Raw genomic sequence first — 22,739 nt, 5'->3', positions numbered from 1 at the left:
GCCGCAGCCGCAGCCTTAGTGGCAATGGCAGTCGCGCGTCAGGTAGTCGACGCTTTAGCGCATCAGCGCATCAGCGCATCAAGGCGTCATCTCGCCCGCCAGGATGATGGCGCTGTTGGTGTGATCGACCAGCAGCAGTCCGATCACGCGCGCCGGCAGCACGCCCGAGGCCAGCGTCGGTTCCATGAAGCCGCCGTATTTCATCTTGGCGTTATCGACAACGCGGAAACGGCCGTCGTTTTGCATCAGGAAGTAAAACCCGGCCTGCTTGTTGAGCAGCTGGCGCTTGATGTGTTCTGCCTGCTGCATGTCGTCGATGGCCAGGAACTGGAACGCCTTGTTCTGGTTGTTCCAGTTGGTGGCCGACACGCAGGCGCTCAGCCTTGTATGGCGGAATTCGTCGTAGGCGCCGGCGCAGTGGTAGCTGTCGGGCGACTTCGGCTTGGTCACCATCATGTTCAGCGACAGCGGAAACCGGCGCCGCTGGAAATCGTATTCGCCCAGCTTGGCCTGCAACGGCACCAGGTAGCCCTTGGCGTTGCGCAGCGCTTCCATGCGTCCGTTCAGGTATGGCTCGAACTGTTGCAGCAGGGCGTGGACGCGGAACTCGTTGATGTCCTCGAGGTCGGGCTGCAGCTTGCGCAGGTCGGGCGGCAGGTTCTCGCGGCCTATGCTGAGCAGGAACTTGGTGTTGTAGGGTTTGCCGGTGTGGACCGGGTACAGCAGCGGCGTGGTGATCTTGTTGAGAGGGACATAGCCCTCCGGTTCCAGTTGCATCACGTTCTGCACATCGGGCAGGGCGCCGGCGTTTGCCTGCCCTGTCATCAGCGTAGCCAGCAGCGCGGCGGCCCGCAGCAGCGGGCGCATGAAGTTATTTGTTCGCATCGGATTTTCCTGTCTTTTGATGGCTTTCGTAGCCGAATTCGTAGCCGCCCAGCAGGTTCAGGCGTATCGCCTCGAACAAGGGGTAGGCCGGTACCTGGGCGTGGATCACGGCGCGGGTGAAGTACATGGCGGTGCGGCCTTGCCAGTTGGGTTCGGTTGCACCGAGACCGGCGCCGCGCTGCTCGAAATAGTCGTACAGCGGCTGGCGCGTGATCTCGCTGGTAGGAATGAAGTGGAACACCGCCAGCAGCAACAGCGCCAGCGCCGGCACGCAGAAGCCCTTGACGATGCCGCTCAGGAATCCCCAGGCGCAGGCGAGCTGGATCACGAACAGCGTCAGCTTGACCAGGTGGATCAGCGCGCCGACGATGGAAAAGCCCAGTGCGATCGGCGGCACGGCCAGCGCGCGCAGGCTGTCACGCCCCAGGTCGCTGTTCTTGCCGCCATCGGCAAAGGTGGCCACCGGCGCCGTGTATTGCGGCAGCGTGGCGCGCACATCGTCATCGAGCACGCGCTGGTAAACGGTGCGGTTGAAGAAGTGCGGTGCCTGCGCCTGTGGCGGCAGCTCGACCGGCAGCGCGAAGCTGCTGTTCTTGTAATGCAGGCTCTTGCGCCACTTGGCCTGCACCACGGCATGGCCGAAGAAGGCGCCCATGCCCAGTCCCGGCGGCAGGCTATTGCCATCGAGATGCTTGGCCACGCCCTCGCGGAAGCGCTTGTCCGACTCGCTGCGCACCGATAGGCCCACCGCACGTTCGAAGCCGGCACGGTCACCCGGGTCCCAGTCCTTGGCCACATTGACGCCGCGCTTGCGCACGTCCTTGCGGATATCGGACCAGTAGGCCGGCGGCACGTTGTCGGGATCGACGCCGCGCTTGCGCAGGCGCGCCAGGTAATCGTTCCAGGCCTTGTCCTGGCGCGCGCCGATGCCGCCCAGGCTGTCCTGGTACGCGTTGGACGCCGGCACATAGTGATCGTTATAGGTCTCGATCAGCGTTTCGCGCGACGTCAGAAAATGGTTGTAGCTGGCGCTCTCGCCGCCGTGCAGCTGGTCGGCCATGGCGCGCAGGATCAGCGGCTTTTGCGCCTGCAGTACCTGGTCGAGTTCGTGCGTGGACAGCGCCAGCAGCGGGAACACGGCCAGGAAGCTCTTGCCGTCGGGTGCGCGCAGTTGCTCAGGCGTGAGCGGCAGCTCGTCAAGCAGCACCTTGTTGCTCACCAGGGCGCCTTGCAGGGCCACGAGGTTGGTCGCCAGGAAGCGCTGCTCGGCGCTGGAGCGCTCGACGATACCGTCCACCAGTTTCTGTTCGCCGCGATACACAGTCGTGGCGACGACAATGGTCAGCACCAGCAGTGCCAGCGCGGTGAGGAAGTAATTCCAGCGTTTGTCGGCGGCCCGCTTGAGCACCCAAGGCCAGAACATCAGCGCCAGTGCAATTCCGGACAGGCTGCGGCCGATTTCCTCGATGGCTTCGACTGCCTCCTGGTCGGGCATGCCACCCACCACGTCGAGCAGGCGCGAGTTGAAGCCGCACTCCACCAGCAGATAGACACCGGTAACCAGCGCCATGATCCAGACCCACGGCGCGCGTGGCTGCGGGCCGAACAACGCAAAACGCCGACGCGGCGCGTCGGTCTTCGTCATTGCGTGGCGCCTTCACCGTTACTGTTGCGCAAAATGATGCGGGTGGGCGGCACTACCGTGGCGCTGCTGGCGTCGGGCAGACGTGCATAGCTGCCGCTGTCCACGCGTTTGAGCGTGCCAGTCGGGGCGCTGGCGCGCGGCGCGGGCGTTGAGGCGGCACGGGCCGGTGCCGATGCCGACCCCGGCGCAGCCGTAGCAGCAGGAGCCGACGCCGATGCGGCGCTGTCGCGTGGAGCGGTGCTGCCGGCGCCGGCGCGGCTGGTCGCGCCATCGGCAGTTTCGAAGCGCATGCCTGCTGCCGGCCGGGTGTTCACCCCCGGTGCGGTAGCGCCTGCTGTTGCTGAGCCCGGTGTCGCACTCCCTGACGTAGCGACGCCCTGCGTGGCGCTGCCCTGCGTACCGACGCCCGGTGCTGCGGTACCCGACATACCTGCGCCTGAGATAGTGCCCGACCTCGCTGCACCCGGCGCTGCAGGGCCCGACATCACTGTGCCCGGTGCAACGGCGCCCGACGCCGAGTCGCCGCGCTGGAAGCTGCCTTCGATGGTGCCAGCGCCGTTGCGCGGCAGGTTGGCGGTGGCATTGTCGGCGCCCGGTGCGCGCGGCAGCGGTCCGCTCACCAGCTGGCCGTTCGACCAGGCCCAGGCCACCGGGTTGGGTACCGACTGCTGCTGCGCCACCCAGCTCTGGGCGTCGGCGCTGAACGACAGCGGCATGCTGCAGCGGCCGGCGATATCGTTGAGGTTCCACATGCCGACTTCATAGCCGCTCAGCTGGTACAGCCGGTAGGCGTAGGGGCAGTGGGCGGTCGGCACATGGACCAGGATCAGGTCGTGCGCGGGAAACCGTACCGCGTCGCCGATGCGCACCGTGGACAGCTGGCCCAGGTCGATCAGTTTCATGCGGTCGTAGAGTTTGATTTGCACCTGGTTCTGCTGGGTGCGGCGCAGGACGCCACGCGCCGTGCCCAGCTGGAATTCCTGCAGCGTGGAGGCGGTCAGCTCGTCGACGTCGATGCCGAATTTGAAGTTGTTGCCCTGGCGGTTGACCGCACAGGCGCTCAGCAGCAGCGCGGCAACGACAGGAAGCGCGTACAGCGCGCGGTAGGACTTGAACATAGGTAGAACCAGTAACGTGGTTGGCGCCGCCGGCTCCCCGCGCATGCAGCAGGGGGCCGGCGGCTGGCGGAGTTTAGATCTCGGCGAGCAGTTCGTTGCTTGGGCTATACAGGCGCACTTTCATCACCTGCAGCTTGACGCGGCGGCTGCTCGGGTCGGCATCTTGCGCAAAACCGTAGACTTCCATGCGCAGCTGGGCGTACTTGCTCAGGTAACCCTCGATGGCGCGGGCCTTGGTTTCGTCCGGTACCGGCAGGTTGGCGAAATCGGTGGCGTTGCTCTGGCCCAGCGTGTACTGGCTGTTGTCGTGGAAGTAGGTGTAGCGGTCGTTGCTGGTCATGTCCTTGATGGTGAAGGTCTTCTTCTCGAAGTTGTAGCGCTCCAGCAGCGCGCCGTCGCGGCTTTCGAGGATGACGTAGCGGCCGGCCTTGGCGCGTTCGATTTCCTGGTCGATGCGCGGTTGCAGCGCCTTGAGGATGTCCTTGCGCTGGAAGCCGTCGCTGGTGCGGCTGTACTCGGCCGAGTAAATCTGCGCCACGTCTTCGTACGGCACCGGCAGGCTCGACATGCCGTAGTAGAGGAACATCACCTGGTGGCCGCTGTCGATCTTGCGGTAGCTGGTCAGCGGGGTGGCCTTGTCGCCCTGCGGCAGGGTGCTGGCCACGGCCTGTTGCACCGCTTTCGGGTTTTGCAGGTCTTGCAGGCTGGGCTTCGGCGCCGAGGCGTCGGCTGCCGGCGCGGCGGTGTCGGCCGGTTTGCTGCAGGCGGCCAGGCTGGCCAGCAGGGCGGTGTTGCAGAGGATCAGGGCAGCGTTACGAAGAATGCGGTTCATGAGTTTCCTTGGTGTGGAAGGTCAAAATAGTTGTTGTGGTCGTGTCGATCAGCGTGCTGCCAGAACTTTCTGGACGCCGCGCCAGGCCAGGTACAGCGCCACGATCAGGGCGATGTAGCTGCCGTAGCCGACCGAGAAGGCGGCCAGCGCCTGTTTCATCATGGCGCCGGCAAAGTCGCCCATCTGGCTGCCGCCGAAGCCACGCATGCTTTCGCTGGCGGCGCTGGTCAGGTTGCGGATTTTCAGGTAAATGCCCAGCCCGGTCAGCACCAGGAAGGCCAGCGGTGCGAACAGGCCGAACGCCGCCCGTTTGTCGGCCACGAACACGTGGGCCAGCGGGGCAATCATGGCGACTACGCACAGGAAGCCGTACAGGCCGCTGCTACCGGTACCGCTTTGCATCATGCCTTCGAGGCTGGAGCTGACGTTGGCCAGGCGCAGCAGGTCGAACATCGTCAGGTTTTGCACGATGCTGGCGCTGATGTTTATCGACACGGCCGGCAGCCAGATCCAGGCGATGGCCAGCAGGGCGACTGCGATCAGCAGCGGCTTGCCGACCTGGTCCACGCGCACCATCAGTTTCGGCAGGTACTCGTCCTTCAGGTCGTTCATGCCGTCCTTCATCTTGTCCAGCTTTTCCTTGGCCAGCACCGACTCCGGCACCGGCGTTACCGCCAGTACCTGACCGCTTGCGTCGAGCGCGACATCGACCTGGGTGTTGACCGTCGGCGCGCTGGTCGGGCTGCGCCAATGCTGTTCGAGCGTGAACGTCAACTGGCGGCCATCCACGACCACCAGGCCGGGGCCGGCATTGGTGTCGCGCAAGACCACGCCGCGCGCGGTGGCGGCTGCGGGGGCAGGTGCCGTTGTGGGGGCTGTCGCTGCTGCCGGGACAGGGGCCGGGGCTGGTGTCGGCAGCGGGATGACCGGCGCTGCGGCGCTGGTCAGATCGGGCGTCACGGCAGCGGCGGTTTTCAGCGGCGTGCCGCAATCTTCGCAAAAACGCGATTCGGGAGCGGCGGATTTACCGCAGGCACCGCAAAAGACTGGAACAGCAGACATGGACATACTCCTCGTTATTGAATTTCTTGAATGGAAGTTGGGTTTGTTCAGCGGGACGCCAGCGTCACGATGGCGCCGTCGCGTGGCAGCAGTGCGACCTTGCCGCCTCTGAAGACTTGCAATGCGCCTTCGTTGGTGCTGGCCATGGCGCCGTTCAGGTACAACTGGGTGCGCAGCTTGTACACGCCTTCGGGCGCGCCTTCGGGCAGGCGCAGCGTGAAGCTGTTGTCGAACTCGCCGCTACCGCCCTTGTCGTTGACGATTTTTTCGCCGCGCTTGAACTCTTCGCCGTCCGGACCGTAGGCGATCAGCACCTCCTTCACTTCACGCACCGGCTCGCCGGTGCCGGACACGGCGCGGATCGTCGATTGCACCTTGATCGGTTCCATGGTCCGGGCCACGCCCTGCGGCGTGACGGCGGTGGTGTAGGCGACGATCTTGGCTTTCGGCGGCAAGGCGTTGCGGTTGGCGGTGCGGTAGGTCTTTTCCACGTCGGCGGACGAGCTGGTCTGGCGGCTGGCCACTTCAACCACGGCGCACGCGGCCAGGCCCACGGCCGCGCCCTTGAGCGCGCCTTTTTTGCCGCCGAGCAGGCCGCCCAGCACGGCGCCACCGAGCGCCATCGAGCCGCAGCGGATGGCGGTAGTGTTGTTATCGGAGGTTGGCTGGTTACCGCCGCCAGGACCGCCGGGACCGTTGGGCGCGGCGCAACCGGTCAGCGCGGCAATCAGGCAGGCGCTGGCGGCAAGGGTAGTTTTTTTCATGGTATGACCTTTCGCGATTATTCGATGGAACTGCCGGATTTCAATGCTTCGGATTGCTTGGTCTTGGCTTTGGTCAGCGTAGCCCTGGCGGCGCCGCTGGCGGGATCGAGATCGAGCGCGGCTTCGGCAGTGGCGATGGCCTTGTCGAACTGGCGCTGCGCGATGAAGTTTTCTGCCTTGTCGAGCATGGCGCTGATCTTGCCGCTGAGCGGGTTGCTTGCCGGCGCCGCCGGTGCGCGGTCCACGCGCGGGGCTGCGACCGGTGGCGTGGCTTTGGGGCTGGCTGGTGTCGCTTTCGGTGCCGCTGCCGGCGCTGGTGCTGCGGTAGGTGCTTGCGTTGCTGCAGGGGCCGGGGCGGGAGATTTTGCCGGGGTAGGAGCCGTAGCCGTAGCCGGAACCGGAACAGGAACAGGAACAGGAGCAGGAGCAGGAGCAGGAGCAGGAGCAGGAGCAGTTGCAGGTGCAGGTGCACCTGCCTCGGGCGGGATCGCTGCTGGCGCGGTGGCTGCCGGCGCTCCAGATGTCGTTGCTCCAGCCGCCGGTTCGCCGGCTACCGGATTGCTGGCCACCGGATTGCCGGCCACCGGTCCGCTGGTCGGCTCTGTCAAAGGAGCTGCAACTGGCGCTGCGGATTTGGACGACTGCCAGAAGTAGGCGCCACCGCCGGCGAGCGCGACGACCGCAGTCGCGGCAGCAGCGATCAGCGCCCACTTGCGGGCCGGCGGCTCGGTTGAAACAGGCGCAGACCACGGTGGCGATGATGGCGGCGCTTCGGGCGTGGCGATCGTCGATGCCGGGACAAGGACCGGATCAGGCAGTGGCTCAGCTTGCGCCAACGTTTCCGGTTCGGTCACCGGTTTTGGCACAGGCACAGGCACAGGCTCGGTTGCCGGGGCCGGAGCAGGCTCCTCCACCGGAGTCGTCAATACTTCAGGCTCGGACAAGAGCGCTGGCGCTGGCTCTGGTACCGGCGCAGGAATCGGTTCAGGCTCAGGCTTGGTTTCCAGCACAGGCGCTTGGCGCGGCTCGGGGGCCGGGGCAAGTTCCTGCACCGAAGCTGTCAATGGTTCAGGCACGGGCATGGATACCGGCGCGGGCATCGGTTCAGGCGCATTCTCCAGCACAGGCGCTTGCACCCGATCGAGTGCAGGTGCCTTAGCAGGCTCCTCCACCGGAGCTTCCAACGGTTCTGGCTCAGGCACGAACATCCGCACTGGCACCGGCTCGGGTGCCGGCGCAGGAATTGGTTCAGGCTCAGCCACTGGCTCATGCTCGACAACCGGCGCAGGCTCACGCTCAGCTACGAGCTCAGGAACCGGTGCTGGCTCAGGCAGAGGCTCAATCACAGTACCGGACTCCAGCACTGGCTCAGGCACCGGATCAATCACCGCCACCGCCTCGGGAATCGGCTCGGACACAGGTACGGCCACCGCTACTGCGGCTGGAAGCGCAGCCGGTTTGCCGCAATTGCGGCAGAATTTGGCCGCAGGAGCAAGCGGCGCACCGCACTCGCACTGGGTGTCGCTCGAAGCTGGCGTCAGACCGGTGCCGCACCCTTTGCAAAATTTTGCATGTGCAGCATTAATGGTCTGGCAATTCGTGCAAATCGTCATTTGATTACCGTTCCCCAAAGAAATTGTATAAAATACACCTGAATCTTACAAGTAACGTTTCCCAAATGCAAATAATAATATTGTCAAGTGGAAAAATTGCCGCATAGCAGCGTAAAGTCCTGAAGCACGCTTTTTGGCGTCCTTTCCAGCTCTATCGCAGCGTTTGCCGATTCGGTTCACATTATTTTTCGCAATTTTTTCAGCTGTTTTGAACACGCCTTTTTATGCATAATCTGCCGCGCGCGGAAGTCAGAAATTTATTGAACCGGATCGCCGACCGCGACGATCAAGCATCGAGAAGGCTGTACAGCGTGTATCAGCCGCAATTGTTTGCCTATGTGCGCTACCGGGTCTGGAGCGACATGAGCGCGGAGGAAATCACGATGGATAGTCTGTTTATCGCCTTTAGCAAGCCAGCCGCCTACAACGGCCTGTCGGAGTTTTCCACCTGGCTGTGCGGCATCGCCAACAACCGCATCCGGCAATGGCAGCGCGACATGGCCACCGAACTGGAAACGGAAGAACTGACCGCCGCGATCGCCGACAAACACGGCAACCTCGACTGGAACGTGCTGACCGGGATCGAGCAGGACGAAGCCACACAGGCGATCCTGGTGTGCATCGACAAGCTGCCCGCCAGCCAGCGCGAAGCGATCTACCGTACCGCCGTGGAAGAGGAGGGACTGGCCGAGGCCAGCCGCGATATGGAAGTGCCGGAAGGCACGCTCAAGTCGCGCCTGTTCCACGCGCGCCAGCGTATCCGCGACTGCTTGGCCCGGGCCTTCGGCCCCGATTACCTGGGAGGCAACCGTGGCTGACTACACCGACGACGACCGCCTGCGCCTGCGCGAGCTGCTGCCGTTTTACCTGAACCGCACGCTCGATCCGGCCCGGCGCCAGGAGGTGGAGGAATGGCTGGCGCATGACGCCAACGGCCGCCAGGAACTGCAATTCCTGCAGGCCGTGACCGCTGCCGCGCGCCAGCGCGTGGCCGAACGCGCGCCGCTGGCCGGCTACGAGGCGCTGGCCGCGCGTCTGGAGGCCAGCCGTCCACCGGCGCCGGCCTGGTGGCAGCGCTGGTGGCAGGGACTGGCTGCCGCGCGCTGGGCGCCGGTCGGTGCGCTGGGGGTGGCGTTGATCGCGGTGCAAATGGGCTGGAACGTCTATCGCCTCGACCAGCAAACCCCCACGGTCAGCTATCGCGGCACGGCCGCGCAGCCGGCGCGCGCCGCCGACCTCAAGCTGGTGGTGCGGCGCGACGCCCGCTTTGCCGACCTGGCCGAGCTGCTGGTGCAAAACCGTTGCCACATCGTGTGGGGACCGTCGGTATCGGGCGAATTGTGGATCGCCCTCGACGAGCCGGGCAGCGCCGAACCGGTGCGGGCCCGCCTGGCCGCCTCGCCGCTGGTGGAAGACGTGCTGCTGGTGCGCCGATGAGACCTCAGCGCCGCACCTTGCTGGCGCTGCTGGTAGCGACCGCGTGGTCAGGCTTGCCTGTCGTGCGCGCCGCCGAACCGGTATCGGCCCCGCCCGAACGGCAGGCGCTGGTGATCGGCAACGGCGCCTACAACAACGGCTTGCTGCCCAACACTCGTGCCGACGCCGACCTGATCGCCGGCGCCTTGCGCCGCGCCGGCTTTCGCGTCACCGTGGCCAAGGACCTGGGCCGCAGCGCCCTGTACGACACGGTGCGCCAGTTCGCCACCGGCCTGACGGCCGGCGCCACGGCGGTGGTGTATTACGCCGGCCACGGCATGCAGATCAATGGCGTCAATTACCTGATCCCGACCGATATGTCGCCCACCAGCGAAGCCGGGGTGGCGCTCAAGGCGTATCCGCTGTCGGCCCTGCACGAACGGCTGGCGCTGGCGCCGTCGGCGGTCAACATGGTGATCCTCGACGCCTGCCGCAACAACCCGTTCCAGCCGATGCCGGCCGTGCGCATGCGCGCCATCGGCAACCTCGGCCTGGGGCCGGCGGTGGCGCCGCGCGGCACCCTGGTGGCCTATTCGACCGCGCCGGGCCAGCTGGCGGAAGATGGCACCGGCCGCAAGAACAGCATCTATACCGAAACGCTGGCCGGCCTGATCGGCCAGCCGGGACTGCCGGTAACCGAACTGTTCCGCACCCTGGCCGACCAGGTACGGCGGCGCACGCTGGAAGACCAGCAGCCGTGGGTGGAATCATCGCTGGTGGGCGATGCCTATTTCCGGCCGCCGCCGGGACTGCGCTATGGCGCGCCGATGGCGCCAGACAAGACCGGCGCCGTTGCCGGTGCAGCAAAGCCGGCAGGCCGCTACCGTTCCGGCGACAAGCCCGGCGCGCTGGGCAGCGAAGGCGATGCGGCCTGGTACCGCCACCTCGACGAGCGCGGTTGGACCGAGCTCGACTGGCAATTGCAGCAGCGCGTCGGCCAGTCCGGCGCCGAGGAAGTGGCCGAACTCAAGCGCCGCGCCGCCAAGGGCAACGTGGTGGCCATGACCACCCTCGGACGCATCGAGCAGGCCTGCCAGGGCGGCGCCGCACGCACCGCCTGCAGCAAGCGCGCACGCCAGTGGTTCCAGCAAGCGGCCACGCTTGGTTTCCCGGTGGCGCAAAACGAGCTGGGCGAGATGTACTACGAAGGCCGCGAAGTACCGAAAGACCTGGCGGCCGCGCGCCGCTGGCTGACCCAGGCAGCGCAGGCCAACTACCCGCGCGCGCGCATCAACCTGGCCCAGCTCGACATGATGCAAAGCCGCTCGCCGGAAGCGGTGCGCAACCTGCTCGACACGCTGATGAAAAGCAACCAGTCGATGATGGCGCCGCCCGGACGCTGATGCCCCGGCGGAGACGATGCTCAGCAAGCGCTGCCGAAACGTCGGCAGCGCTATCGCGCGTTACTTGGCCAGCGTCTTCTTGTAGGCGATCGAATAGGTCAGCTTGCCGGTCGGCGTGACCAGGTCATCCAGCGCCTTGGTGTCGAGCTTGCCGGACCAGCCCAGCGACGCGGCCGTATTGCCACCGCTGACCACGTCGGTCGCCTGCAACGCCACCATCGCCTGCGAGGCCTTGAGGATGGCCGACGAGTAGCTGGCGCTGCTGGTCAGATCGTAGCCGGCCAGGTCGATTTTGCTGCGCAGCCAGTCACCCCAGTAAAACTCGAGGAACTCGGTGCTGGCTTCCGGGACGATGTAGCCGGCGTCGCGGGTGAAGTACACCAGCGCTCGGTAAGGGTCGTTGCCCAGGGCAGCGAGGCCGATCTGCTGCGGCAGTTGGCCGGTGACGATAGGGCGGTTGGCGCCGTCCTTGAGCCAGACTTTTTTGCCGGCCTTCATCGCGCTCCAGAAATCCACTTCGTTCAGCTTGCTCAGGTTGTCGGTCAGCTTGACCCACACTTTCAGTTTCTGGTTGACGCCGCCGTCGGCATTCCAGAACGCGCTGAAGGTGTGGTGGCCGTCGGTCAGGTACAGCTTGCCGCCAGGGCCGACCACGACCGTCTTCATGTCGCCCGGTTTGGTGCCCACCGGCGACTTGCACGCGAACGCGGCGGGTGGCTTGATCAGCGTGGCGCCGGTGACGTTGGCGGTCTTGGTCACCACGTCGTCCTGGCCGTTGGCTTCGCACAGTTCGGCGAATTTCTTCGGCTTGTTGGTCTTGTCCATGATCAGATCTTCGGCGCTGTAACGGCCGAGCTTGTAATAGATCTGGTCGTAGCCGACTGCCGGTTGAGTCGGCAGCAATTCGTCCAGCGCCACTTCGATGAACACCGGCGCGGCGGCGGTGCCCGGCACCATCGCCATCAGTTGCTGCTGGCGCGCGGTCGGGGTGGCAGGCGTGGCCAGCAGCGCCGTGCCGGTGGCACGCGGCACGCTGCCGCCGGTGCTCTGCGCCAGGATGGCGCCGCTGGTGTTGACGATGTCGATATCGGTACCGCTGACCTTGACCGCCAGCTGGTCGAGCAGCTTGTCGGCGGCATCGGTACTGCTGCCGGGCACCAGCGGGCCGTTGACGAAATCGTAGGTGGCAGACACGCCCATGGCGCGCATGGCATCGGCCAGCGCGGTGGACAGCTGGGTTTGCGCGGTGGCGATTTTTGTCCCATCGACGGCTGCCAGTTGGCTGGCGCTGGTCGCTGCCGGCGTGGTGCCCAGCAGTTGCATCGCCAGCACCGACGTCAGCGGCGTGACATTGACGGCGGTCTCCTTGACCGTGACCGCGTACTGGGCGCTGCCCGAGGTCGGCGTGACCGTCAACAGGAACGGCGCGGCAGCGCTGGCCGGCAGGTTCAGCACCAGTTTGCCGTTGGCATCGGTGGTGCCGCTGCCGACCGTAGCTTTGGCCGCATCCTGCACCGTCACAGCGGCGCCAGCCATGGCCTTGCCGGTGGCGGCCACCACGGTCATGGCGCGGGTGGGCGTCGTATCCAGGTTCGCATCGCCACCGCCGCAGGCGGCCAGCAGCAGTGGCAGGGTGAGCAGCAAAGGCAGGTGGCGTGGAAAACCGGTAGGGCGCTGGCGCGTCGAGTGCATGGGAACTCCGTTAGGAAAACGCGTGAGCATACCGGGGGAATGTGACGGCTTTGTTACCAGCGGTTGGTGAAATGTCGTAGCATCATCCGACGCGCAAGGCAGCAGCACCTGATGGATTCTAGGAGGGTAATGATGAGAAGTCCTGAAAAATTTGCGACCTCGCTGGTGTCACTGGCATTGGTCAGGAACGGCTACATTACCTACAAGGATGTGCCATGCGGAGGCCGCTTCAGTGCCGACATTCTGGCCACGCGTATGCGCAGCGACAATAAAGAAGAAACCTTCGTCGTCGCGATCAAGGCTCTGCGTGATCGTGACGCAATACCGGGCCAACTGGATCGGTTGCGGGACGATTATCGCTCAGCTTGCGCACATGCCGTTTTTTTTTGCATTTCTGATCGATAGCGAAGAAGTGCTGCTGGTCGATCCTGAACTGCATGAGCGCATGCGGTTTCTTGACGAAGATATCAGTCTTGAAGTGATTTCGGGTGAGTCGATTGCGTCGGGGCTTCAGGTTTGATTCCGGCAGCTCGATCGATGAGCGCGACGCTGTCGCACTCATCGGTTGGTGATGTTTGACGGCCCTCGGGTCACATCAAAATGATGTCGTACTGCTCCTGATGATAAGCCGTCTCCACCTGCAAAGAAATCTTCTTGCCGATGAAGTCGCCCAGCATGGCCAGATGCTGCGATTCCTCTTCCAGGAACATATCGACCACTTCCTGCGACGCCAGGATGCGGAATTCGCGTGGGTTGAACTGCTTCGCTTCGCGCAGCAGTTCGCGCAGGATTTCGTAGCAGATGGTGCGCGAGGTTTTGACTTGCCCCTTGCCGCTGCAGGCCGGGCATGGTTCGCACAGGATGTGGGCCAGCGATTCGCGGGTGCGCTTGCGCGTCATTTCCACCAGGCCCAGCGCCGAGAAGTTCGAGACCGACACCTTGGTGCGGTCGCGCGACAGCGCCTTTTTCAGTTCCGACAGCACGGCTGAGCGGTGCTCGGTGTTGTCCATGTCGATGAAGTCGAGGATGATGATGCCGCCCAGGTTGCGCAGGCGTAGCTGGCGGGCGATGGCGTGCGCGGCTTCCAGGTTGGTTTTGAAAATCGTGTCGGCAAAATTGCGGCCACCGACAAAGCCGCCGGTGTTCACATCAATCGTTGTCATCGCCTCGGTCTGATCGACGATCAGGTAGCCGCCGGATTTGAGGTCCACGCGGCGGCCCAGCGCGCGCAGGATTTCTTCTTCCACGCCGTACAGGTCGAACAGCGGGCGCTCGCCCGTGTAGTGCTGCAAGCGCGGCAGCACGCCGGGCGTGTAGGCCTGGCCGAACTCCTGCAGCATCAGGTGGTTCTCGCGCGAGTCCACCTGGATGGTGGCGGTGTGCTCGTGGACGAAGTCGCGCAGCACGCGCTGGGCCAGGCTCAAGTCCTGGTGCAGCAGCGTGGTGGCGGGCAGGGTGCGCGCGCCGTGCGTGATCGCGCTCCAGGTCTTGCGCAGGTACTCGACGTCGGCAGCAATGTCGGCGTCGGACGCGTCCTCGGCCTGGGTGCGCACGATGTAGCCGCCTTTCTCGTCCGCCGGCAGCAGCTTTTGCAGGCGCGTGCGCAGCGCTTCGCGCTCGGATTCCTTTTCGATCTTTTGCGAGATGCCGATATGGTTATCCTGCGGCAGGTACACAAGCATGCGCCCGGCAATCGAGATTTGCGTGGACAGGCGCGCCCCCTTGGTGCCGATCGGGTCCTTGATCACTTGCACCGTCAGCACCTGGCCGTCGAACAGGATTTTTTCGATCGGGGTGGGGATGGCGCCGGCGGTGGAACTGTTGGCGGCATCGTGCGGGCGCGCTTCCCAGATGTCGGCCACGTGCAGGAACGCCGCGCGTTCGAGGCCGATGTCGATGAAGGCCGACTGCATGCCGGGGAGAACGCGTACCACTTTGCCGGAATAGACATTGCCCGCCAGGCCGCGCGTGAGCGTGCGTTCGATGTGCAGTTCCTGCACCGCGCCCTGCAATATCAGGGCGACACGGGTCTCTTGCGGGGTGATGTTGATCAGGATGTCTTCGTTCATGTGTCTCCGCGGGCTGCGCTGGCTATTTGAACGACGATCATACACGCACGCCAGTGGGGCCGCTAGGGCAGCGGCAAACCCGCCTGGCGCAGCAGCTGCGCGGTTTCGTACAGGGGCAGGCCCATGATGCCGGAGTGGCTCCCTGCAATGTGTTCGATGAACTGCGCGGCCGGGCCCTGGATGCCGTAGCCGCCGGCCTTGTCGTACGGTTCGGAGCTGGCGCAATAGGCGGCAATGGCTTCCGGCGTCAGCACGCCGAAGCGCACTTCCGATACCTGCGTCACCTGCTCCTGGAAGCCGGCGCTGCACACCGCAATCGAGGTCAGTACCTGGTGGGTACGGCCCGACAGCTGTTCGAGCATGGCGGTCGCTTCCTGCGCGTTGGCAGGCTTGCCGAGGATCTGGCCGTCGATGGTGACGGTGGTGTCGGCCGTGAGCACGGGGCGCGGGGTGAGATGGCGGCGCTTGAGCAGCCCGTGCGCGAACACGGCCTTTTCCAGCGCCACGCGCGCGACGTAAGCTAGCGGCGCTTCGCCGGGCAGCACTTCTTCGGTGACGTCGGCGCCGCGCGGACCGTCGGCGCGCAGCAGCAGCAGTTCGAAGTCGATGCCGACCTGGCGCAGCAGCTCACGCCGGCGCGGACTTTTCGAGGCAAGGTAGATCTTTTTATCGACTAACCTGTTTGTCATGATCAGACCCGGTGGTAGGGATGGTTTTGCGTGATGGTCCAGGCGCGGTACAGCTGCTCGGCCAGCAGCACGCGCACCATGCCGTGGGGGAGGGTCATGCTGGAGATGCGGATCAGGCCCTCGGCCCGTGCCTTGAGCGCAGGATCGAGGCCGTCGGCGCCGCCGATCAGGAAGGCCGTGTCGCGGCCGTCCTGTTGCCAGGTTTCGAGCTGCTGTGACAGGCCCACCGAGGTGAGGTCCTTGCCGCGTTCGTCCAGCGCGATGATGCGCACCGATTTCGGCAATGCCGCTTCGATGCGTTCGCGCTCGAGCGCCATCGCGGTGGCGGCAGTCTTGCTGCCCGAACGTTCGACCGGCTTGATTTCCTTGAGCACGATCTTCAGTTCGGGCGGCATGCGCTTGACGTATTCGGCGTAGCCGTTTTCGATCCAGGCCGGCATTTTGTGGCCGACCGCAGCGATGATCAGCTGCATACAGCGTTATTCCGCTGCCGGTTTCTTGATACGCTTGATGACGGTCTTGGCCGGCGCTTCTTCGGCTTTCGGCTTGGCGGCCTTCGGCTTCGGCGTGGCTTTCAACGCTTTCACGGCGGCGACGGTCGCTTTTGGCTGGGCGACCTTGATCTTCTTGCCGGCTGGTACGGCGGCCGGCTTGGCGGTTTTCTTTTCGCCGGTAGCGGTGGCCTTGGCGGCGGCAGGCTTGCGTGCCGGGGTCTTCTTCTCGACCACAGGCGATGCATCGACCGCTTTTTTGCCGGCGGCCAGGTGCGAGCTGACTTTCTTGGGTGCTGCTTCTTCCGCTTCCACGGTGCCCTTGCGCTTGGCGGCGCCCAGTTTCACTGGCTTGTCGCCCCAGATTTCTTCCAGGCGGTAGTAGGCGCGGATTGGTGCCTGCATGATGTGGACGATCATGTCGCCCAGGTCGACCAGCACCCATTCACCGGTGTCCTCGCCTTCCATGCCGTACACGTCGCCGCCGGCGGCTTTGACTTTATCGCGTACCGAAGCGGCCAGCGCCTTGGTCTGGCGGTTGGAGGTACCGGAGGCGATGGCAATGCGGTCGAACAGGCTGGTCAGGTGGGTCGTATCGAATACCGTGATGTCTTGTGCCTTGACGTCTTCGAGGGCGTCAACGACGAGGGCTTGCAATTTTTTGATGTCCATTAGCTTCTGTATAAATTATGTTGTTCAATATAGTCTAGCACTAGCGGCGGGATAAGCGAATTTGCCTGCTCCCCCCGTTGTAATGCCGCACGTATCTGAGTGGCGGAAATATCCACCGCGAAGTCTTGTGCCAGATACGTCAGACCGTGCGGCGTGTTGCGGATGTTGTCGGGCGTTCCCAGTCGACTGGAAAACGCCGCGGCGACGGCGGCTGGTAGCCCTGCGCCATCGATACTAAAACCTGGTCGCGCGGCCACGCAGATATGGGCGTGGTCGAACAGCGCTTGCCATTGGTGCCAGGTGTCGAGCCGCTGCAACTGGTCGGCTCCCATCAGAAAGGTTATCGAGGCCTGCGGCCCCAGTTCCGCGCGCACTGCGCGCAGGGTGTCGATGGTGTAGGTCGGCTGGCCGCGCGCGGCCCGCTCGATTTCCTGCATGTCCACCACCACCGGGAACGGTTGTTTTGCAAACGCCAGCGTCACCATCTCGGCGCGCTGGTCGGGCGTGGCCTTGAGCGTGGATTTTTGCCACGGCAAACCGGCAGGCACCACGCGCAATTGATCCACTTGCAGCAGCTGCGCGAAATGCGCGCCAAGCGCCACATGGCCAAGGTGAACCGGATCGTAGCTGCCGCCCAGCAGAGCGATCCGCTGTGCGTGCGGCCCGGTCACGCAGCCAGCCAGTCGCGATGCGGCAGGAAGTCGGAATACAGCGCCGCCTCGGGCGTGCCGTCCTGCGGCTCCCAGCGATAGCGCCACTTCACTACCGGCGGCATCGACATCAGGATCGCCTCGGTGCGGCCACCGGACTGCAGGCCGAACAGGGTACCACGGTCGAACACCAGGTTGAACTCCACGTACCGGCCGCGCCGGTACGCCTGGAAGTCGCGTTCGCGCTCGCCGTATTCGTTATCCTTGCGGCGCTCAAGGATCGGCAGGTAGGCCGCCAGGAACGCGTCGCCCACGCTGCGCTCCATGGCGAAGCATTGCTCGAAACCGCCTTCGTTGACGTCGTCAAAGAAGATGCCGCCCACGCCGCGCGCTTCCTGCCGGTGTTTCAGATAAAAATACTCGTCGCACCACTTTTTGAAGCGCCCATGCAGATCGGCGCCGAACGGCGCCAGCGCATCGTGGCAGGTCTGGTGGAAGTGCTTCGCATCTTCCACGAAACCGTAATACGGCGTCAGATCCATGCCGCCGCCGAACCACCAAACCGGCTCGCCTTCGTTGGTCGTGGTGCTGAAAAACCGCACGTTCATGTGCACCGTGGGCGCATACGGATTGCGCGGATGGATCACCAGCGACACGCCCATCGCCTGCCACGGCTGACCACCGAGGTGCGGGCGCAGCGCGCTGGCCGATGGCGGCAGTTTGGAACCCATCACATGCGAAAAATTGACGCCGCCGCGCTCGATCACATTGCCTTCTTCGACCAGGCGCGAAATGCCGCCACCGCCCTCGGGCCGGTCCCACGCGTCGCGCAGGAAGGGCGTGCCGTCCACCGCTTCGAGCGCGCAGACGATGCGCTCTTGCAGGTCGAGCAGCCAGGCCTTGACGGCGGCGGTGTCGGGCGCGGCGGCGAGTGCGGCGGACATGATCAGTGCTTCAGGCCACGCCAGCCGATGTCGCGGCGGCACTGCATGCCGTCGAACGAGATCTGGTCGACCACGTCGTACGCCTGGCGCTGCGCCAGCTTGACGCTGTCACCCAGACCGACGGAGCACAGCACGCGGCCACCGGTGACCACCAGCTGGTTGCCGCCGTTGTGACCCTCGCCAGCGAGCGCAGTGCCAGCGTGGAAGGTGACCGACTCCGGCGTTTCGGCCGGAATCGCGCTGATGACGGCGCCTTTCAGTGGCGCATCCGGGTAGCCGGCGGCAGCGAGCACCACGCCCACGGCGGTGCGGCGGTCCCATTCCAGTTCGACCTGGTTGAGGGTGCCGTTGACTGCGTGTTCCATCACCGACAGCAGGTCGGTTTTCAGGCGCGCCATGATCGGCTGGGTTTCCGGGTCGCCCATGCGGCAGTTGAATTCCAGCGTGCGCGGGTTGCCTTCGGCGTCGATCATCAGGCCGGCATACAAAAAGCCGGTGAACACGATGCCGTCGCGGGTCATGCCGGCGATGGTCGGGTTGATGATCTCGCGCATCACGCGTGCATGCATGGCCGGGGTGACGATTGGCGCTGGCGAGTAGGCGCCCATGCCGCCCGTGTTCGGGCCTTCGTCGTGATCCTTGAGGCGCTTGTGGTCCTGGCTGGTGGCCAGCGGCAGCACGTTTTTACCGTCGCACATGACGATGAAGCTCGCTTCTTCGCCAGCGAGGAATTCTTCGATCACGATGCGCGCGCCGGCGTCGCCGAAGCGGTTATCGGCCAGCATGTCATCGACCGCGCGGTGCGCTTCTTCGAGCGACAGCGCCACGACCACACCTTTGCCGGCAGCCAGGCCGTCGGCCTTGATGACGATCGGGGCGCCGTTGGCATCGATGTAGGCGTGCGCTTGCGCCACGTCCGAGAAGGTCTGGTATTTGGCAGTCGGAATGCCGTGGCGCTGCATGAACGCCTTGGCGAAGTCTTTCGACGATTCGAGCTGCGCCGCTTCCTTGGTGGGTCCGAAGATCTTCAGGCCACGCGCGCGGAACAGGTTGACGATGCCGCCGGCCAGCGGGGTTTCCGGGCCGACGACGGTGAGGCCGATATGCTCTTTCTCGACGAAGTTCGCCAGCTCGTGCAGGTCGGTGATGTTGACATTGACCATGCGCGAGTCGTGCGCGGTGCCACCGTTGCCGGGGGCGACGTACACCATCTGGATGCGTTCGGACTGCGCCAGTTTCCAGGCCAGCGCGTGCTCACGGCCACCGGAGCCGACTACCAAAATTTTCATAAGTCCTCAGTCTTCAATCAGTGCGTTGGAATACACTTCCTGCACGTCGTCCAGGTTTTCCAGGGCGTCGAGCAGCTTTTGCATCTTGAGCGCGTCGTCGCCGGTAAATACCGTCTCGGTGGCGGGCTTCATGATGATTTCGGCCACTTCGGCCTTGAACCCGGCCGCTTCCAGCGCATCTTTCACGCCGGCGAAGTCGTGCGGGCCGCACAGCACTTCGATACCGCCTTCGTCGTCGGTCAGCACGTCTTCGGCACCAGCTTCCAGCGCCGCTTCCATCAATGCGTCTTCGCTGGTGCCCGGTGCGAACAGGAACTGGCCGCAGTGCTTGAACATGAACGATACCGAGTTCTCGGTACCCATGTTGCCGCCGTTCTTGTTGAACGCGTGGCGTACTTCAGCCACGGTGCGCACGCGGTTGTCGGTCATGCAGTCCACGATGATGGCTGCGCCGCCGATGCCGTAGCCTTCGTAGCGGACTTCCTCGTAGCTGGCGCCGTCCTCGCCGCCGGTGCCGCGCGTGATCGCGCGTTGCACGTTATCTTTCGGCATATTGGCGTCGGCCGCCTTGTCGATGGCCAGGCGCAGGCGCGGGTTGGACGCGATGTCGCCGCCGCCCATGCGTGCGGCAACGGTGATTTCCTTGATCAGGCGCGTCCAGATCTTGCCCCGTTTTGCGTCGGTGGCAGCCTTTTTATGCTTGATGTTGGCCCATTTGCTGTGTCCAGCCATGTTCGGTCGTCCTTTGGCGGTAGATTTGAGGTATCCGGTGAGGGCGGTATTCTAGCACAAGACCCCTTGCCAAAACCGCCAGCGGGGGCAGGGACGCAGTCGCTCCCGTTTACTAGAGGCAACGCTCAAGTTCTTGTAGAGATGCTGTCATATACGGGTGTTAGCCTTTATTTTTTTATACTGTTGCAAAGGCGGAACGACATGGACAGAAGGCGGTTTTTGAAGTGGGGCGGTTTTATTACGGCGTCGGTAGCGACCGGCGCGGGCCTGGCCGGCTGCGGTGGCAGCGATAACACCGTCGTGGTGGGCGACACCGGCGCGCCGCTGGTCACGGGCGCCTGGAAATTCCCGCAAAGCGTGGCGTCGGGCGATCCGCGTGCCGACAGCATCCTGCTGTGGACGCGCGCCGTGCCGGCTGCCGCCGACAATGTCGCCGTCGCGCCTGCGGGCCAGGACGGCGCGATCCGCCTGCTGGTCACCGCTGGCGACAACAGCGCCGCACTCGGTTCGAACGCCGTGCTGGCGGGCGCCCCGGTAGTGGACGTGCACCTGCCTTTGCTTGGCCAGTACGACAACACGGTGCGTCACAAGGTGACGGGCCTGGCGCCGGGCGTCGTCTATTACTACCAGTTCGTCGCTGGCGATACCCGCTCCAACGTGGGCCGCTTCAAGACAGCGCCAGCGGCCACCGCCGACGTCGCGCAACTGCAGTTCGTCTATATGACCTGCCAGGACTGGAGCGTGAACCACTGGGGCGCGATGACGTCGATCGCCGCCGAGCAGCTCGACTTCATCGTCCACCTGGGCGACTACATCTATGAGACCGTGGGCGACGATTTCCAGCTGGGCGCCGTGGAAAGCCGCCACGGCGCGCTGACGCTGCCCGACGGCGTGGCCAAGGCGGGATCGAGCACAGCCAAGTACGCCAACACCCTGGCCGACTACCGCTACCTGTATAAACAGTACCGCACCGATCCACGTTTGCAGGCGCTGCACGAGCGCTTTGCCTTCATCGCCGTGTGGGACGACCACGAATTCACCGACGACTCCTGGCAGGACGCGCAAACCTACGACGGCAGCACCAATGCCGACGGCACCGACCTGCACCAGTCCAGCCGCCGCCGCAACGCCAACCAGGCGTGGTTCGAGTTCATGCCGGCCGACGTGTCGTTCGACGCGGCCGACAGCTCGTTCCAGAACATCCGCATCTACCGCGATTTCCAGTTCGGCAAACTGATGCAGCTGGTGATGACCGACCAGCGTCTGTACCGCTCCGATCACATCATTCCCGAGTCCAGCATCAATCCGGCCACCGGCAAGCCGCTGGGCCGCATCGGCTCGCGTTACCTGGTGCCGCAGCAGACGCTGGCCGCCGTCGAAGCGCAAAAAATCGCCGGCGCCACCGCCGCAGGGCAGGCGCCGCTGGCCGGTGTCTCCATCCTCGGCAACACCCAGCGCCAGTGGTGGATGGACAAGATGAAGGCTGCCACCAGTACCTGGAAGTTGTGGGGCAATGAAGTGTCGCTGCTGCGCATGGGCATGAATGGCATCGATGCGATTGCCACGCTGCTGGCCCTGAACGCCGTGCCCACCGTGGCCGCGCAGGTGGGTACCACGGCTGGCGCCACTGCCGGCAACGTGGCGCTGGCGGGTGCCATCGTCGCTGCCGCCATCGCCGGTGCGACTGCCGGAACCGCGCAAAATGGCGCGGTCGCCATCATGACGGCGGCCCTGTCCGGTGGCGCGGCGCAAGCGCAGGCTGGCGCCGGCGTTGCCGCTGGCTTGACCGCCACCCAGGCAGGGCTGGCGGTGGCCGTGTATGCGGCGGTGACCACGGCCGCCGCTGGCGGTGCTGCTGCCACCGCGCAGGCCGGCGCAGCGGCGCAGACCATCGCGTTCGGCTATATCAAGCAGGATGTGCAGGCCAACGGCGCCGCCTCGAGTTTCGTTGCCGCGTCGGGCAAGCAGGAGGCGCTGGCGCCGTTCTTCGCGCGCTTCTTGCTTAACTGCGACCAGTGGGATGGCTACAACGGCGAGCGCAAGGCGTTGATGGCGCACCTCAAGTCCAACAACATCGGCAACGTGGTGGCGCTCACCGGCGACATCCACGCCTTCTTTGCCGGCACCGTCAACGACGACTTCGACGCTGCCGGCGGCGGTACGCCGGTGATGGTGGATTTGGTCTCGGCGGGCATCAGCTCCGATTCCTTCTTCAGTTACCTGCGCGACGCGGCATCTGCGCTGGGCGACATCGGCACACTGGTGTCGTACCCACTGGCGATTCCCGTGCCGGGCGTGGGCACGGTGAGCCTGAACTTCAACCTGCTCGACTACACCATGGGCAAGGCCGCGCCCACGCTGGCGCAGTTGCTTGAACAGTTGCGGGTGCAGCTGCGCGGCGCGCTGGCAGCGAAAGGCGTGGCGGAAGGCGCGCTGGAAGCGACCGTCACGGCGGTAATGGCAGGCCTGCAGGCGAGCAGCGACTTCAATACCAGCCTGCTGGCGCTGGCGCAGCAACTGGCGGCGCTCGGCAACAACGGCTGGATCAAGCACCTGAACACCGATGCGCAAGGCTACACGCTGGTCACGCTCACGCCGGGCCGGCTGGTGGCGCAGTTCCGCCAAGTGAACAAGCTGGTGGGCACCAGCGCACCGGCCACGCTGGTGGCCCGCACGACCACTGCCACCGTGACGGCGGGTGTGGCGGCAGTGGTCGTCAGCTAGCTGTCAAGAGGGCAATCCGGGCTGGTATCATCTGTAAATCATATAAACG

21 protein-coding genes and 1 pseudogene are annotated in these 22,739 nt (G+C 64.8%); 5 read left to right on the top strand and 17 right to left on the bottom strand.

Annotated features, from left to right (window positions below):
- Positions 1 to 78: 78 nt before the first annotated feature.
- The 8 genes and pseudogenes from F8197_RS11055 to F8197_RS29445 form a co-directional block, all read right to left on the bottom strand.
- Positions 79 to 885 (bottom strand): hypothetical protein, encoded by an 807-nt coding sequence (locus tag F8197_RS11055; RefSeq protein ID WP_152881844.1) that lies wholly within the window; start codon positions 883 to 885, stop codon positions 79 to 81.
- Positions 872 to 2,530, bottom strand: coding sequence for a hypothetical protein (locus F8197_RS11050; protein ID WP_152881843.1), 1,659 nt, complete (start codon positions 2,528 to 2,530; stop codon positions 872 to 874). The genes F8197_RS11055 and F8197_RS11050 overlap by 14 nt, the downstream gene beginning before the upstream one ends.
- The gene (locus F8197_RS11045; RefSeq protein WP_152881842.1) at positions 2,527 to 3,648 is read right to left on the bottom strand and encodes a hypothetical protein; all 1,122 of its coding nucleotides are present in this window, start codon (positions 3,646 to 3,648) and stop codon (positions 2,527 to 2,529) included. Before F8197_RS11045 ends, F8197_RS11050 begins: the two co-directional genes overlap by 4 nt.
- Positions 3,649 to 3,721: 73 nt before the next feature.
- Positions 3,722 to 4,480 carry a hypothetical protein gene (locus F8197_RS11040; protein WP_152881841.1) on the bottom strand — a complete coding sequence of 253 codons (759 nt, stop codon included), beginning with the start codon at positions 4,478 to 4,480 and terminating at the stop codon, positions 3,722 to 3,724.
- 48 nt (positions 4,481 to 4,528) lie between these two features.
- The gene (locus tag F8197_RS11035; protein ID WP_193333398.1) at positions 4,529 to 5,542 is read right to left on the bottom strand and encodes a zinc ribbon domain-containing protein; all 1,014 of its coding nucleotides are present in this window, start codon (positions 5,540 to 5,542) and stop codon (positions 4,529 to 4,531) included.
- A gap of 47 nt (positions 5,543 to 5,589) precedes the next feature.
- Positions 5,590 to 6,306 carry a hypothetical protein gene (locus F8197_RS11025; RefSeq protein ID WP_056141282.1) on the bottom strand — a complete coding sequence of 239 codons (717 nt, stop codon included), beginning with the start codon at positions 6,304 to 6,306 and terminating at the stop codon, positions 5,590 to 5,592.
- Between the two features lie 17 nt (positions 6,307 to 6,323).
- Positions 6,324 to 7,178 (bottom strand): hypothetical protein, encoded by an 855-nt coding sequence (locus F8197_RS29090; RefSeq protein WP_229214484.1) that lies wholly within the window; start codon positions 7,176 to 7,178, stop codon positions 6,324 to 6,326.
- Positions 7,179 to 7,778: 600 nt separating this feature from the next.
- Positions 7,779 to 7,919, bottom strand: a pseudogene (locus tag F8197_RS29445) (zinc ribbon domain-containing protein); the annotation flags it as partial.
- A 260-nt stretch (positions 7,920 to 8,179) separates the two neighbouring features.
- Here F8197_RS29445 and F8197_RS11015 point away from each other — a divergent pair.
- Genes F8197_RS11015 through F8197_RS11005 form a run of 3 tightly spaced genes read left to right on the top strand, consistent with a single transcriptional unit; the run spans position 8,180 to position 10,738 of the window.
- Entirely contained in the window at positions 8,180 to 8,737 is a 558-nt protein-coding gene (locus F8197_RS11015; RefSeq protein ID WP_193333397.1) for an RNA polymerase sigma factor, read from the top strand.
- Positions 8,730 to 9,356 (top strand): anti-sigma factor, encoded by a 627-nt coding sequence (locus F8197_RS11010; protein WP_152881836.1) that lies wholly within the window; start codon positions 8,730 to 8,732, stop codon positions 9,354 to 9,356. Before F8197_RS11015 ends, F8197_RS11010 begins: the two co-directional genes overlap by 8 nt.
- Entirely contained in the window at positions 9,353 to 10,738 is a 1,386-nt protein-coding gene (locus F8197_RS11005) for a caspase family protein (protein ID WP_152881835.1), read from the top strand. The genes F8197_RS11010 and F8197_RS11005 overlap by 4 nt, the downstream gene beginning before the upstream one ends.
- 60 nt (positions 10,739 to 10,798) lie before the next feature.
- Here F8197_RS11005 and F8197_RS11000 read toward each other — a convergent pair whose 3' ends face one another.
- Positions 10,799 to 12,430 carry a ParB-like protein gene (locus tag F8197_RS11000; RefSeq protein ID WP_193333396.1) on the bottom strand — a complete coding sequence of 544 codons (1,632 nt, stop codon included), beginning with the start codon at positions 12,428 to 12,430 and terminating at the stop codon, positions 10,799 to 10,801.
- Positions 12,431 to 12,737: 307 nt separating this feature from the next.
- Between F8197_RS11000 and F8197_RS10995 the strand changes: the two genes are divergently transcribed.
- Positions 12,738 to 12,950 (top strand): hypothetical protein, encoded by a 213-nt coding sequence (locus F8197_RS10995; protein WP_152881833.1) that lies wholly within the window; start codon positions 12,738 to 12,740, stop codon positions 12,948 to 12,950.
- 70 nt (positions 12,951 to 13,020) lie between these two features.
- Here the strand turns inward: F8197_RS10995 and rng are convergent, their stop codons facing one another.
- From rng to F8197_RS10955, 8 genes are all read right to left on the bottom strand, one after another.
- The gene (gene rng, locus F8197_RS10990) at positions 13,021 to 14,499 is read right to left on the bottom strand and encodes a ribonuclease G (protein ID WP_152881832.1); all 1,479 of its coding nucleotides are present in this window, start codon (positions 14,497 to 14,499) and stop codon (positions 13,021 to 13,023) included.
- A 62-nt stretch (positions 14,500 to 14,561) separates the two neighbouring features.
- A complete protein-coding gene (locus F8197_RS10985) occupies positions 14,562 to 15,188 on the bottom strand; it encodes a nucleoside triphosphate pyrophosphatase (protein WP_152881831.1) in 627 nt (208 codons plus the stop codon).
- Positions 15,189 to 15,190: 2 nt separating this feature from the next.
- The gene (rlmH, locus tag F8197_RS10980; RefSeq protein ID WP_056141254.1) at positions 15,191 to 15,661 is read right to left on the bottom strand and encodes a 23S rRNA (pseudouridine(1915)-N(3))-methyltransferase RlmH; all 471 of its coding nucleotides are present in this window, start codon (positions 15,659 to 15,661) and stop codon (positions 15,191 to 15,193) included.
- A gap of 6 nt (positions 15,662 to 15,667) precedes the next feature.
- On the bottom strand, positions 15,668 to 16,351 hold the full coding sequence (gene rsfS / locus F8197_RS10975; protein ID WP_152881830.1) for a ribosome silencing factor: 684 nt from the start codon (positions 16,349 to 16,351) through the stop codon (positions 15,668 to 15,670).
- Positions 16,351 to 17,022, bottom strand: a complete 672-nt coding sequence (locus tag F8197_RS10970; protein WP_373996839.1) for a nicotinate-nucleotide adenylyltransferase — start codon at positions 17,020 to 17,022, stop codon at positions 16,351 to 16,353. Before F8197_RS10970 ends, rsfS begins: the two co-directional genes overlap by 1 nt.
- Complete coding sequence (gene hemF / locus F8197_RS10965; protein WP_152881829.1) at positions 17,019 to 17,945, bottom strand: oxygen-dependent coproporphyrinogen oxidase; 927 nt, start codon at positions 17,943 to 17,945, stop codon at positions 17,019 to 17,021. Before hemF ends, F8197_RS10970 begins: the two co-directional genes overlap by 4 nt.
- 2 nt (positions 17,946 to 17,947) lie before the next feature.
- A complete protein-coding gene (gene purD / locus F8197_RS10960) occupies positions 17,948 to 19,234 on the bottom strand; it encodes a phosphoribosylamine--glycine ligase (RefSeq protein ID WP_152881828.1) in 1,287 nt (428 codons plus the stop codon).
- 6 nt (positions 19,235 to 19,240) lie between these two features.
- Complete coding sequence (locus F8197_RS10955; protein WP_019923092.1) at positions 19,241 to 19,966, bottom strand: YebC/PmpR family DNA-binding transcriptional regulator; 726 nt, start codon at positions 19,964 to 19,966, stop codon at positions 19,241 to 19,243.
- Positions 19,967 to 20,167: 201 nt separating this feature from the next.
- On the opposite strand from F8197_RS10955, the gene F8197_RS10950 reads away from it, so the two are divergent.
- Complete coding sequence (locus F8197_RS10950) at positions 20,168 to 22,690, top strand: alkaline phosphatase (RefSeq protein ID WP_152881827.1); 2,523 nt, start codon at positions 20,168 to 20,170, stop codon at positions 22,688 to 22,690.
- Positions 22,691 to 22,739: the final 49 nt, after the last annotated feature.

The sequence above is a fragment of the Duganella sp. FT27W genome (genome assembly GCF_009295655.1).
In the GTDB taxonomy this organism is placed as follows: Bacteria; Pseudomonadota; Gammaproteobacteria; order Burkholderiales; family Burkholderiaceae_D; genus Rugamonas; species Rugamonas zoogloeoides.
The sequence above is the reverse complement of the archived record's forward strand: the minus strand, read 5'-3'. Positions and strand labels throughout refer to the sequence as shown.